This is a genomic window from Ornithinibacillus liuyingii, from assembly GCF_055550225.1.
Genome location: NZ_JBPWOS010000001.1, coordinates 553,242 through 565,664 on the forward strand (window position 1 = coordinate 553,242; position 12,423 = coordinate 565,664).

A 12,423-nucleotide genomic window follows, 5' to 3' on the forward strand; every position below is an offset into this window, starting at 1 on the left:
TTACTATAACCAATGAATTCATTCTGTTCTAGTAGTCTATCACCGATAATTACAGGAGAAAAATCGATTTTATTTTTTGAATATTATGTTACCATTATGTATGAGTAAAAGAATAGAGGTGAGAGAAATGAATAGACCGAAAGTAATACTAAATGTTTTCTCCTCAATAGATGGAAAACTGACAACTGCCCCAAACCATAATGTATCAGAATGGACAAAAGAAGGAATTGATGGAGATGCACATTCTAAGCCATCGGTTATATGATGACTTAGAATGTGTTGCATTATTATCTGGAAGTGAAACATTGATGGTGTATGGCAATCACTGGATTGAATTAGAAAAATCAGTTTATGAACCTAAAAAATCAAAAGCTTACATCGTTTTTGACGGGAGAGGTCGAATTAATTGGTATCAAACAGATGGGCTCATCGTTGTAACGAGAGAAGATGCTCCTCCTGCTTATTTTGAACAACTAGAAGCGAAAGAAATAACCTATATTATTGCAGGCAAGGATGACCATATTGACCTAACTTTAGCACTTCAAAAGTTATATGAAATGGGATTTAGAAAACTTGGCTTAAGTGGTGGAGGAGCAATCAACGGAGCTTTTTTAAGACAGGGTTTAATAGATGAAATTAGTATTGTGTATTCTCCATTAGTAGTGGGCGGAAGAAGAACACCATCACTATTCGATTGCGATGAATTACAATCTGTACATGAAATAACTAAATTAGATATGATTCAGGTAAAGCTTGTTGGTTCAGGTTCTGTGTGGGTGCACTATAAATTTAAGCAATAATGTTAGTCAGAAAGAAACTTTATTGGATCCGCTTTTAAAAATATTATAAATTATATAATTCTAATGGGAATATGGAGTGAGTTATAGTTGAAAATAAGAAGCTCTGTTCAAGCGATTATCATCAATGAAGGGAAACTATTAACTGTAAAAAAATATGATTATAACAAGTTTATGAACATACTCCCTGGTGGTGGTCAGGAACCAGGCGAGACTCTAAAAGAAGCAGTAAATAGGGAATGTAGAGAAGAGATAGGGGTAAAGGTTGAAGTAAACGAGCTTCTATTTGTAAGTGAGTATATCGGAAAAAACCATGAACACGCTCGTTGGGATAGCGAAACTCACGTAGTGGTTCATCTTTTTTCCTGCACAGTTCCTTCAGATCTAAATAAATTAGGTAAGAATATCGAACCTGACCCTGATCAAATAGGGATTGAGTGGATACCTATGAAAGAATTATCTAATTCTGATTTTTACCCGAAAGCAATGATACCAATTCTATTAAAATATGAAACAGAAGGTGATGTTATTGCCACTTATGTTGGGGATATGGGGTAAGGAGACCATAAAGGGCATCTAATTTTTTACTTTCAATAAATACTACTAAAGATGAAGAAGGGAATAATAATGACTATATCAATTAAAGAATTAAATTCACAAAACGAAATTTTAGAAGCATTCACGGTTATGAAACAGCTACGAACTCATCTAGACGAAGAAACATATCTCGAATTAGTGTTGGATGCAAGAGATACGGATAGATATAAAATGTTCGCTTTATTTGATAGAGGAGAATTAGTTGCAGTAATTGGTTTTAAACCTATGATTACACTATACTACGGTAGATTTGTTTGGGTTTGTGACTTAGTAACCGATGCGAAAAGGCGTTCAAAGGGGTATGGAGAAAAGCTACTTACTTTTGTTCATAATTGGGCAAAAGAAAACAATTATGAAAGTGTTGCTTTGTCTTCAGGTTTACAAAGAACAAATGCACACCATTTTTATGAGGAAAAAATGAATTACGATAAGGTTAGCTATGTTTTTAGAACATGTTTGTATTAAACATTCGTTATATGGGTCACCAATGTCAATTATAGATAAAAGAGAGTTAGAAAATTGAAATCGATGGGGGACTTATGAAAAAAATTAGTATCTTGCTAATAGGATTAATTCTAGTTTTATTATCGTATCTGTTCATATTACCGGATTATAAATCATTCACCTATGTTAGTAGGAATATTCTCTGGGGTGAATCAGATTTTTACGATCATCAGAAGTTTGCATACAGAGAAATTGTGAAAGGGGATAATAGCTTCACCTTCGACTATAATTTGAAAGAAGAATTGATCGATGATGTGTTAAAGGATATTAGCTATAACTATAATCAAGAAAAATATACGATTGGAGAAGCTGAACAGTTCTTTACCGAATCGGATACAACTTCATTTATTATTATTAAGGATGATCATATAATATATGAAAAATATTTTAACGATTATAACAGAGAGTCTATAAATACGTCTTTCTCTGCTGCAAAATCTTTTGTATCATTTCTGATTGGTAAAGCAATAGAGGATGGATATATCGAGAGTATTGAAGAACCCATCACTAACTATATACCCGAATTGACAAATAAAGGATTTGAAGATATTAGTATACAAAACCTACTCATGATGTCCTCTGGAATACATTATGAGGAAGGTCGATTATTATTTGGAGATGACGCTAAAACATATTATTCTCCTAATCTAAGGAGTTTAGCTCTAGAAGAAACTGAATTAGTTGATATACCAGGAGAGAAGTTCCTATACAACAATTATAATCCTCTATTATTAGGGATAATTTTAGAGAGGTCAACTAAACAAAGTGTTTCTGAATATTTACAAAAGACGTTATGGGAACCAGTAGGAATGGAGTTCTCAGCTTCTTGGAGTATAGACAGTAAAAAGCATGGATTCGAAAAAATGGAAAGTGGTATAAATGCTAGACCTATAGATTTTGCTAAATTTGGCAAATTGTATTTAGATGAAGGTAACTGGAACGAAGAACAGGTTATTTCGAGTCAATGGGTAATTGATTCTACAAAACCAATTGAGGGCTTGAAGGATTCTTATTATGGCTCTACACAATGGGACTTTTTTAACCGTAACCACGGTTATTATGCATATATGTGGTTAGGCTACAATCGTGGAGAAGAAGAATATGATTTCTTTGCACATGGTAAATATGGTCAAGTTATTTACGTTAGCCCTAAATATAATGTTGTTATAGTTCGTAATGGAATAACAACTGGAAAGGTAGACTGGTGGCCAGAGATTTTGTTTGAATTATCAAGTAAGCTAGATTAGCTAATCAACCCAGATTGCAAGTATCATAACTATTATGGCATACATACAAACGAGAACACTCTAATTAACCTTATAGCATTTAATCTCCACAGAATATAAGAGAGCAAACCAGAAGAATTTGAATTAGGCATTAAGTGTTATCTTTAAGATGCAATTACATAGTTTTAGGAGTGATTATTTTGATTTTTGAAATGACTGTTCAGATTCGAGTACCAGATATGGAAGAAGGGCAAAAATGGTACGAAGAACTGTTTCAACGTAAACCTGATTTTGTCCCCCATGAAGGATTTGCAGAATGGGAGGTTGTTCCAGGTAGTTGGTTGCAACTTGCTAAGGGTACACCAGCAAAAGGGAGTGGTCCACTTCGTTTAGGAGTTTTAAACATGGAGAAAGAGAAAAACAGAGTTATTCATGATTTGAATGTAGAAAACTTTGAGATTTATTCACGAAAAGATGTACCAGCAAGATGGGGAACCTTTTCTGATCCGTGGGGAAATATCATTGGATTCTTTGAATATAAAAATAAAAAAGAAGAGAAAGAACGTATGGAAACTATTCTACGAGTATCAGAAAATAAGCTTTAAATAGTGATAATACTTCGACTGCACCCCATTTGGAGGTGTTTTTCTTTTGAACTGAATTTAGATTGCTGGACTACTTACTAACATTTCCCTGCTAGGATTGAAGACTAGAAGGAAACTAGGAGATATTAGCTGCAAGTGTATTTTTCCTTATCTAGTAATTCTGCCTCTATGTCCGTAAATAAGTCGGAATTTATATTACAAAATAGCGATAATTGTTACAAAAAGCGCATTCGCGAAAAGTTGTCAATACTATATTCCTAGAATTAATTTCCTGTTTTCCTATTTTATAGCAATAAAATTAAGACTATTATTCTTCTGTTCTAGTTAATAACTCTAGTGTTTTTATATAATGATGGAGTTACGAGTAGATTCCGACCATGTTAATGGGAAATTAATCCATAAATATTACAAAAAACGTGTGTTATGATGTGTTCGTAAGTTGATAAACAAACATTTAGCGAAAAGGAGAGGGAAATTTCAATGTTTAAGAAAATTGGAATGGTTACAGCTTTATCAGCAGCTCTTATCTTTGGAGCAGGTTTTGATACAGCAAATGCCGAATCAAATCATTCGTTTAACTATAAATTCTACTATTCAATCAATGGAGAAAATGGTAGTTTGACTGGACAAGAAGCACAAGCAAAAATTCATAATCTAATCAATAAACTGATGGAAAAATATCATATTGATTGGAAAGAAGCAAATAAGAACGTAACTCAAAAGGAACAACCAGCTCAACCAGAAAAGTCTGAACAAAAAGAGCAGCCAGCACAAAAAGAAGAACCTGCTCAGCCGGAAAAAACTGAGCAACAAGAGCAACCTGCACAAAAGGAAGAACCTGCTCAACCAGAGAAGACTGAGCAACAAGAACAACCAGTGAAAGAGCCGGCTAAGGAACAAACTGAACAGGCTCCAGCTAAAGATCAAGCAACAGAACAAATAGCAGAAGAAACTGAGAAAAACCAATCTCAAGCATCTGAACTAAGTCAATTCGAGCAAGAAGTAGTCGAGCTTACAAATCAAGAAAGAGAGAAAAATGGCTTAGCTCCCTTGAAAGTTGATACAGAATTAAGTAAAGTAGCGAGAGAAAAATCACGCGATATGGCAGCAAGCAATTACTTTAGCCATAATAGCCCAAATTATGGTTCACCATTTGACATGATGAAAAGCTTTGGAATAACTTACCGTACTGCAGGTGAAAACATCGCCAAAGGCCAGCGCTCTCCACAAGAAGTAGTTAATGCTTGGATGAACAGTGAAGGCCACCGTGCAAATATACTAAATTCGAACTTTACACACATTGGTGTAGGGTATGTGGAACAAGGGAACATTTGGACACAACAATTTATCGGTAAATAAATTTGGACTCATCAAGAGATTAGCAAATTGCTAGTCTCTTTTTTTGTATGGATAAAAAATGTTCCAGATACCTGGGATTTGTAAGGAAGAATGTTCCGTATAAAGTATAAACGTTATTAGGCTACCATCCCTGTTTAGTGCGTGAAGAATGGTCCTGCAATAGACGATTACTAATTTATAATACGAGGATGCTTGTTACGAAAAGGGGGACTACGCTATACTTGTTTTATTATAATACTTACCTCAATTAAAATATCGTTTAGACTTATATTAACTACCATACAGAGGTGCAAATAAATGCCTAAAATTGACAATGTACTAGCAATCTTATGGATGCTAAGTTCCGGTGAAAAAATTACTGCTAAACAAATCTCCGAAAAGTTAGAGATGAATATAAGAACTGTGTATCGTTATATTGATACGCTTTCAATCAGTGGTGTACCCATAGTTTCAGAACCAGGACATAACGGCGGATATACTTTATTGAATAATTTTATACAAGCTCCCCTTATCTTCAATCTAGAAGAGCAAACCTCATTACTTCATGCTGCTGTGTTTGCAGAAGAAGCAGGATATTACGGAGATGAATCGTTAAACAGGGCTATTTCAAAGCTAAGAAAATATTCTAATCAAGAACAGCAAGAAAAGTTAAACCAACATTCATCCATTCTTGAGGTAATAAATGGAGTAAGTTCCTCTACAGTACCTTACTTGAAGGAGTTAAAAAAGGCTATAACAGACGGATATTCCGTAAAAATCCTATACCAAAAAAGTGGTGAAAATCTACCAAATGATAGATTGGTTGATCCGTATAGAATTATATATTGGAACAATAAGTGGTATGTAATTGGATTTTGTCACCGTAGGAATGATATTCGTAGTTTTAGGATAGAAAGAGTTGGAAATTTATTGATAACTGAACATAAATTTAATCAGCCAAATCAATTTTTAGCACGGGGCTATTTTATGAAAAATCTACTTCCAACTTTGAATGAAGGGAAAGAAATTATTTCTGTAGTTATCAAAGGAAATACAAATTCTCTAGATGACATTTGTCAAAATTGGTTTTTAGGGCATTATTTGCAAGAACGTATTTCAAATCAAGCAGTATTTACTCTCGAAAAAGATATGATACATACATATTTACCTAATATACTCTTATCGTATGGGAAATCTATTCAAGTGATTGAGCCAATAAGTCTTAAGGATAGGCTTATCGAAGTTCTATCCGATTTAATAAAATTTCATCAAATATAACAACTCCCCTGACGTTAGCTGTCAGGGAAGTTGTATTATAATGGGCAATATCAATAGGATTGGAGTGTTAACGGATGCAAATAAAAACTGCTTATCTTTATGTATTTAATACGATGTCAGATTGGGAATATGGATATTTAATTGCTGAACTAAACTCAGGAAGATATTTTAAAAAAGGGTTAGCACCTTTAGAAGTAGTCACAATTGGAATGAATAAAGAAGTAATTAGTACAATGGGAGGACTAAGTATAAAACCAGATATTACCCTAGATGAATGTAATCTTCAGGGTGAGGAGCTTTTAATCTTACCTGGAGGTACCACTTGGAGTGAAGAAATCCATCAACCTATTTTGAGAAAAATTGGGGATGCAATTGAACTTGGCACAATTATCGCAGCCATTTGTGGTGCAACAGAAGGACTCGCGAATATGGGTTACTTAGATTCCAGAAAGCATACTAGTAATGACTTAGAGTATTTGAAAATGGTTTGTCCTAATTATAATGGAGATAATTTTTATGAGAGAAGTCCTGTGGTAACTGATACAAATCTGATTACTGCTTCCGGCGTAGCACCATTGGAATTTGCTAATGAAGTATTGAAAAAACTAAATGTATTTGCACCAGATACATTAGATTCATGGTATAAACTTAATAAGACTCATAAGCCTGAACATTTCTACCAGCTAATGAATTCAATAAACAAATGAACTGAAAGATTATTGTAGTATGAGTATTACATTTACTTTAACTAACGATGCTTTAGGTTAATCCTATAATGAAATCCTGAAGATGATGCTTGAAATCCTGAAAAGGAGTTCTCAAATCCTGAAGAAGGTGCCCCAAATCCTGAAAGACCCCCCTCAAATCCTGAAGAGTATGCTAACTAGATGGATCAAGGTGTCAAATTAGAAATGTAGATGAAATATATGAAGATAACGAAGGTCTGAGGCAATTGTTTTTAACAAGGCGGCAATTATTGGCCGTCTTGTTTTATTCTAAAATTTTAATTTTTTCTGTAATTATATGTTAAAATTAAGGGGATAAGTAGAGGCAGATAGTTTAATAAGCTAATAACAAAGGGGATGAGTTAATGAAAAGAACAATAGAAAATATCGCAGAATCATATAATACAAAGGCACAGGAAAGAGATTCATCTACAATGCAAGCATGGAAGGTCAAAGAAAGAGAAGTTTTTTTAGATTACATACAAAGTGAAAACGTAAATAGTCTATTGGAAATTGGAGCAGGACCAGGGAAAGATAGCCTGTTTTTTAAAGAAAAAGGGTTAAACACTTTTAGTACGGATATATCGCCTGAAATGATTAAACTATGTAAAGAAAAAGGTTTAAATGCTCAAGTAATGAGTTTTTCAAATCTTGTTTTTTCTGATAAACATTTTGATTCTATCTGGGCAATGAATTGTTTACTTCACGTTTCTAAAGAAGATATACAAAGTGTTCTTAATGAAATTAAACGAGTTTTAACACCAAATGGATTATTTTATTTAGGAGTTTATGGTGGTGAAAATTCAGAGGGAATCTGGCAAGATGATGCTTATATTCCTAAAAGATTCTTCTCCTTTTATGAAGATCACACCCTAAAAGAATTATTATCGAAGTTCTTTATAATAGAATACTTTAACGTGGTACCAAAAGAAATAGTTGGGGGTACCTTACACTTCCAATCTGTTATTTTAAGAAATAAGTAGAAATGAGCTATCATGAAATTATTAGTTTCTATAGTCGAAAAACAGCGCATCAGATGGGCTGATTTTTATTGGAATATTATGTTGAAACATAGGGAGATTGGTGTAAACTGGTTGGCGACTTATTTCAGGATACATAAACCAGTTAATTAATTGATTATAACAATAAACAACGTAGAAGGGTGATACTTGTGAGTAGAAGTGAAAATGTCGTATTAACCAATATGTGTATGATCTATGATGGCAAAGGAAGCGTTCTGGTACAAGATAGAGTAAATTCCAATTGGCCTGGTATTACATTTCCAGGTGGTCATGTAAACGAATCCGAATCTTTCGCTGATTCCGTAATACGTGAAGTATATGAAGAAACAGGTTTGACCATTACATCACCAACTCTTTGTGGTATCAAACAATTTCAGACATCAGAAGGAGAGCGTTATGTTGTCCTTCTTTATAAAACAAATAAGTTTGAAGGTGAATTAAGATCTTCTCAAGAAGGGTATGTATTTTGGATCAAGAGAGAGGAGCTCTTGAATTATAATCTAGCAGATGATTTTGAGAAAATGCTTCAACTATTTGAATCAGAAGACATTAGCGAATTGTATTATTTCAAAGAGGGAGAAAGATTAACTTCAAAGTTTCTTTAACGGTAGTAAACTATGTAAAAGGATACCAGAACTAAAAGAAATGGTTCAATAGAAGCAAAAGCTTCCCATTGAACAAAAGTGTTAGCGTTCTTATATGGTTTTTAGATTTAGGGGGATAAGATGGGGATATCAGAGATAATCTTTTTTATGATTATATATAGTGGTCTGTTTTTATTTATAATTCAAATAATTCCTTCAAATAACAGAGTACTATTTTATGTCAAGTCAGCATCCCTAGTACTTTTGTATCTAATGATTTCCAGTATTTTATGGCTTAGCTATAAAGCAGAAGAAGTACATATTAATGAACATAGTGGAAATGAGCCGATTAGTTATACAGGTGAAGCCGTTCTTATGATTGGTTTCTTCAGTATCTATACCATCATTTTATTAACACTAGGTTATCTTCTAAAAAGAAAGAAGCATTCGTACTTTCTATCGATATTCAGCAAATAAGACAGTGTCTATCAAGACCGAAAGTATGAATACACAATAGACTTATATTTAGAACGGGGGATTTTATGCTTCACTTTCAAGAGAATAATATTACTGTTTTTCAAAGCTCGTTGTACATGACTTCTACCGCTATCATACAATCTAATGAGGTTATTATCATGACTGATCCTAATTGGCTGCCTGGTGAAATCCAGGAAGTTAGGAATTTCATAGATGAGCACTTGGATAATAAGGAACTCTATATTATTTATACACATAGTGATTACGACCATATAATAGGTTCTGGTGCCTTTCCAGAAGCAAAAGTAATCGCAACAGAGGAATTCATCAATAATCCGGATAAAGAAAAAATTATTCAGAGAATTTATGAGTTTGACCAAAAGTATTATATCGATAGAAATTATGTGCCTACTTATCCAGTGGTTGACCTACCCATTGTGAAAGATGGTGAAAGTAAAAATATAGGAGATCTATCTTTAACGTTTTATAAAGCACCAGGACATACAAATGATAGTTTATTTACTATCATTGAACCATACGGGATATTCCTCTCAGGTGACTATCTATCCGATGTGGAATTTCCTTTTATATTTAGTAATTATAAGGATTATGTAGATACCATCGAGAGAGCTTCGTATATTTTAAATCATTTCAATATCAACTATTTAATACCTGGTCACGGTTCGACCACGACAAAAAAGGAAGAAATGTTAAATAGAATAAACTTCTCTAAATATTATTTACAACAACTAGTTCATGATAATGGAGATTTAGAAACCAAATGTCGTTCTAAGTTCCGCTTTTTTGAGGGGAGGAAGAGCATTCATGATGATAATAAGCGAATAGCTATAGAGGAATAGATTTAGAGAATTAATATAAACAGGATGGAATAAAAAATTGCATACTTAAAAATATCATGACATAGAGAGGAATGGTTCTTATTGATATCATAAAGGATAGTCCTGTAGATATTACAGAACGTGGCTTTGCGTTGATGATTGATTTAGTAATAATGATCGTTTTTTCATTTTTAATGCATTTTCTCTTTGACTTTCATCCTTTAATTGTTGCATTGATTTTCTCTTATTTATATGATGTTTTCCTTCCATTATTTTGGAATGGTTATACCGTAGGGAAACGAATTCTAGGTATCCGAATAGCCTCTTTAACAGGAGAAAAGTTGACTTTCGGTACGATGATTATCAGAGGGTTTTTAGCGCAACTACTTTATAGCATATCTGCTGGAATTCTACTAATTGCTAGTATTTATTTAGTATCCACAAGAGCTGATAGACGCTCTATTCATGATTTATTGGCTCGAACTTACGTTACATCTAATATACCAGAGTAAAGTGAAAATCTGGATTTTGGACTGCAGTATCTTACTTAGTTAAATCAAATAGGTGCATAGGCAAGGTTACCATTAATACAGTTGCCTCTTTTTTGTTTTTTGAAAATTATGTTAATATAAAATGAAGAAATACTTAACAATAAATGCATATTGGCAATAAAGATTATGAGAACGACACCTATAATTCGTTCCTACTTTAATGAAATTTAGTATTAATAATAAAGAGGTTTTGGATATGCGAGATAGAGCTTCAGTAGTAATAATCGAAAATCAAAAAGTTGCACTAATTAAAAGAATAAATGCTGGTGCAGTTTATTATGTGTATCCCGGTGGTGGAATAGAAAAAGGAGAAACACCAGAATCTGGTGCAAGAAGAGAAGCTTTTGAGGAATTGGGAGTAGAAGTAAAGGTCAAAGAATGTATAGCAGAAGTTGAATATAATGGAATTCAGTACTATTTCTTATCTGAGATCATTAATGGTACATTCGGAACTGGCCGAGGTGAAGAATACACGGACAAAGAGAGAAATAGAGGTATATATTTACCAGAATGGGTAGATATAAGTAGATTATCTGAATTAGATGTTAAACCAAAAGAAGTTGCTATACAACTTCAAAACTTATTCACGTAGCTACTACAAAAATTAAGCTGCATTACCATTGAACGAAGTCTTTCAATCGCTACTTTCTGAATATTCCTTCACAAAACTAGTTGAGTATGTTACTAACGGAAAAGTGTTCGTAGAAGATAAGCAAACACATTTAAAAAAAGATAACGTTAATGACAATCAATTTTTTAATGGCAAAAAACTATATTCCAAGGAGATGAGCATTATGCGTGAACAGGTACAAGACAAATTTATTGAACGGATTGATGCAGTATTTCTTCCTGTGAAAGATCTTAAAGAATCGATGAATTGGTACCAAGAAATTTTTGGTTTTAAGTTATTATGGGAAAATGAAAGAATGTGTAGTCTATCGATAGCAACCAATTGCGGATTTCATCTAGTGCAAATTTCGGGTTTTCAGCCTATAGATAAATACACTCCTTTTAACTATGTGGTTGGTGATATAGAAAAGGTAAGAAATATACTAAAAGAAAAAGGTGTAATTTTATCTCCTATAAGAGATGGAGAACCTAAACGGTTTGATTTGACTGATATAAATGGAAATATGATTAGTGTAATACAATTATAATCCTTTTTACACAATGGAATGTTTTAACTTAATTAGAATGACACAGTAATAAGTGTTTTTGAATTACTTGTAACGAAGGAGCTACTATAAAGGTGAACAATAATTGTCAAACTAAACGAGTAAGATTACTAGAATATTAAAAAAGTATATTTAGGAGAGGACTTAAATGGAGGACTATTATTGGGATACCCAACTGGAATACCTCAAAGGAACAAGAGATTTATATTATAATGATGACTATTTAGAGTTCTTAGTAAGTAGGGTTTGGAAGATTACTAATCCGGTAAATATTATTGATTTTGGCTGTGGGTATGGGTATTTAGGACTGAAATTATTACCCTTATTACCAAAGGGATCCAAATATACAGGGATTGACAAAGGACAACAACTTATTAATAAGGCGGTCGATTATTTTCAAGATCTTCCTTTTGACACAGAATTCATTTTAGCAGATACGAATGAGGTTGAATTAGAGTGTAAATATGACATAGCTATTTGCCATGCATTTTTATTACACATGCCCAAGCCTCAAAAAATGCTTCAAAGAATGGTAGATTCAGTTATAGATGGCGGAAAAATCATATGTTTTGAACCACATTGGATATCAGGTATGTCGTCTTATGAACTAGGAGCATTCCTGTAATGAAGAAATTTGAGGATTGAAACAAAAAGAGCCCTCTTGGTATCATACGAGGTGTCCAAAGCTTCGAAGCAAAAATGGAC

The 12,423-nt window shown here is 33.2% G+C and carries 15 protein-coding genes and 1 pseudogene; all 16 read left to right on the forward strand.

What is annotated here, in order from left to right; translation table 11 throughout:
* The first annotated feature begins 200 nt into the window (after nt 1-200).
* Complete coding sequence (locus ACSKT4_RS02800; protein ID WP_186871436.1) at nt 201-800, forward strand: RibD family protein; 600 nt, start codon at nt 201-203, stop codon at nt 798-800.
* Nucleotides 801-887: 87 nt separating this feature from the next.
* Entirely contained in the window at nt 888-1,355 is a 468-nt protein-coding gene (locus ACSKT4_RS02805; RefSeq protein ID WP_222619103.1) for an NUDIX domain-containing protein, read from the forward strand.
* 69 nt (nt 1,356-1,424) lie between these two features.
* On the forward strand, nt 1,425-1,859 hold the full coding sequence (locus tag ACSKT4_RS02810) for a GNAT family N-acetyltransferase (protein WP_186871435.1): 435 nt from the start codon (nt 1,425-1,427) through the stop codon (nt 1,857-1,859).
* Nucleotides 1,860-1,933: 74 nt separating this feature from the next.
* Entirely contained in the window at nt 1,934-3,145 is a 1,212-nt protein-coding gene (locus ACSKT4_RS02815; RefSeq protein ID WP_186871434.1) for a serine hydrolase domain-containing protein, read from the forward strand.
* 179 nt (nt 3,146-3,324) lie between these two features.
* Nucleotides 3,325-3,729, forward strand: coding sequence for a VOC family protein (locus ACSKT4_RS02820; RefSeq protein ID WP_186871433.1), 405 nt, complete (start codon nt 3,325-3,327; stop codon nt 3,727-3,729).
* Nucleotides 3,730-4,209: 480 nt separating this feature from the next.
* Nucleotides 4,210-5,088 (forward strand): CAP domain-containing protein, encoded by an 879-nt coding sequence (locus tag ACSKT4_RS02825; protein WP_186871432.1) that lies wholly within the window; start codon nt 4,210-4,212, stop codon nt 5,086-5,088.
* Nucleotides 5,089-5,385: 297 nt separating this feature from the next.
* Nucleotides 5,386-6,345, forward strand: a complete 960-nt coding sequence (locus ACSKT4_RS02830) for a helix-turn-helix transcriptional regulator (protein ID WP_186871431.1) — start codon at nt 5,386-5,388, stop codon at nt 6,343-6,345.
* Between the two features lie 74 nt (nt 6,346-6,419).
* Entirely contained in the window at nt 6,420-7,052 is a 633-nt protein-coding gene (locus ACSKT4_RS02835) for a type 1 glutamine amidotransferase family protein (RefSeq protein WP_186871430.1), read from the forward strand.
* 383 nt (nt 7,053-7,435) lie between these two features.
* The gene (locus tag ACSKT4_RS02840) at nt 7,436-8,053 is read left to right on the forward strand and encodes a class I SAM-dependent methyltransferase (RefSeq protein ID WP_186871429.1); all 618 of its coding nucleotides are present in this window, start codon (nt 7,436-7,438) and stop codon (nt 8,051-8,053) included.
* 188 nt (nt 8,054-8,241) lie between these two features.
* Entirely contained in the window at nt 8,242-8,697 is a 456-nt protein-coding gene (locus ACSKT4_RS02845; protein WP_186871428.1) for an 8-oxo-dGTP diphosphatase, read from the forward strand.
* 120 nt (nt 8,698-8,817) lie between these two features.
* Nucleotides 8,818-9,153, forward strand: a complete 336-nt coding sequence (locus ACSKT4_RS02850) for a peptide ABC transporter permease (protein WP_465822770.1) — start codon at nt 8,818-8,820, stop codon at nt 9,151-9,153.
* A gap of 65 nt (nt 9,154-9,218) precedes the next feature.
* Nucleotides 9,219-10,013 (forward strand): MBL fold metallo-hydrolase, encoded by a 795-nt coding sequence (locus tag ACSKT4_RS02855; RefSeq protein ID WP_465822771.1) that lies wholly within the window; start codon nt 9,219-9,221, stop codon nt 10,011-10,013.
* Between the two features lie 71 nt (nt 10,014-10,084).
* Nucleotides 10,085-10,504: an RDD family protein gene (locus tag ACSKT4_RS02860; RefSeq protein WP_186871425.1), complete on the forward strand. Its 420-nt coding sequence runs from the start codon at nt 10,085-10,087 to the stop codon at nt 10,502-10,504.
* A 235-nt stretch (nt 10,505-10,739) separates the two neighbouring features.
* Nucleotides 10,740-11,135, forward strand: coding sequence for an NUDIX hydrolase (locus ACSKT4_RS02865; protein WP_465822772.1), 396 nt, complete (start codon nt 10,740-10,742; stop codon nt 11,133-11,135).
* A 103-nt stretch (nt 11,136-11,238) separates the two neighbouring features.
* Nucleotides 11,239-11,700: a VOC family protein gene (locus ACSKT4_RS02870; protein WP_465822773.1), complete on the forward strand. Its 462-nt coding sequence runs from the start codon at nt 11,239-11,241 to the stop codon at nt 11,698-11,700.
* 166 nt (nt 11,701-11,866) lie between these two features.
* A pseudogene (locus ACSKT4_RS02875) lies at nt 11,867-12,328 on the forward strand (methyltransferase); the annotation flags it as partial.
* Between the last annotated feature and the right edge of the window lie 95 nt (nt 12,329-12,423).

Excerpts from the sequence above, each read along its gene's own strand:
- ACSKT4_RS02800 (WP_186871436.1), top strand. The coding sequence starts at position 201 with ATGTATCAGAATGGACAAAAGAAGGAATTGATGGAGATGCACATTCTA.
- ACSKT4_RS02810 (WP_186871435.1), top strand. The coding sequence starts at position 1,425 with ATGACTATATCAATTAAAGAATTAAATTCACAAAACGAAATTTTAGAA.
- ACSKT4_RS02815 (WP_186871434.1), top strand. The coding sequence starts at position 1,934 with ATGAAAAAAATTAGTATCTTGCTAATAGGATTAATTCTAGTTTTATTA.
- ACSKT4_RS02825 (WP_186871432.1), top strand. The coding sequence starts at position 4,210 with ATGTTTAAGAAAATTGGAATGGTTACAGCTTTATCAGCAGCTCTTATC.
- ACSKT4_RS02830 (WP_186871431.1), top strand. The coding sequence starts at position 5,386 with ATGCCTAAAATTGACAATGTACTAGCAATCTTATGGATGCTAAGTTCC.
- ACSKT4_RS02835 (WP_186871430.1), top strand. The coding sequence starts at position 6,420 with ATGCAAATAAAAACTGCTTATCTTTATGTATTTAATACGATGTCAGAT.
- ACSKT4_RS02840 (WP_186871429.1), top strand. The coding sequence starts at position 7,436 with ATGAAAAGAACAATAGAAAATATCGCAGAATCATATAATACAAAGGCA.
- ACSKT4_RS02850 (WP_465822770.1), top strand. The coding sequence starts at position 8,818 with ATGGGGATATCAGAGATAATCTTTTTTATGATTATATATAGTGGTCTG.
- ACSKT4_RS02855 (WP_465822771.1), top strand. The coding sequence starts at position 9,219 with ATGCTTCACTTTCAAGAGAATAATATTACTGTTTTTCAAAGCTCGTTG.
- ACSKT4_RS02860 (WP_186871425.1), top strand. The coding sequence starts at position 10,085 with ATGGTTCTTATTGATATCATAAAGGATAGTCCTGTAGATATTACAGAA.
- ACSKT4_RS02865 (WP_465822772.1), top strand. The coding sequence starts at position 10,740 with ATGCGAGATAGAGCTTCAGTAGTAATAATCGAAAATCAAAAAGTTGCA.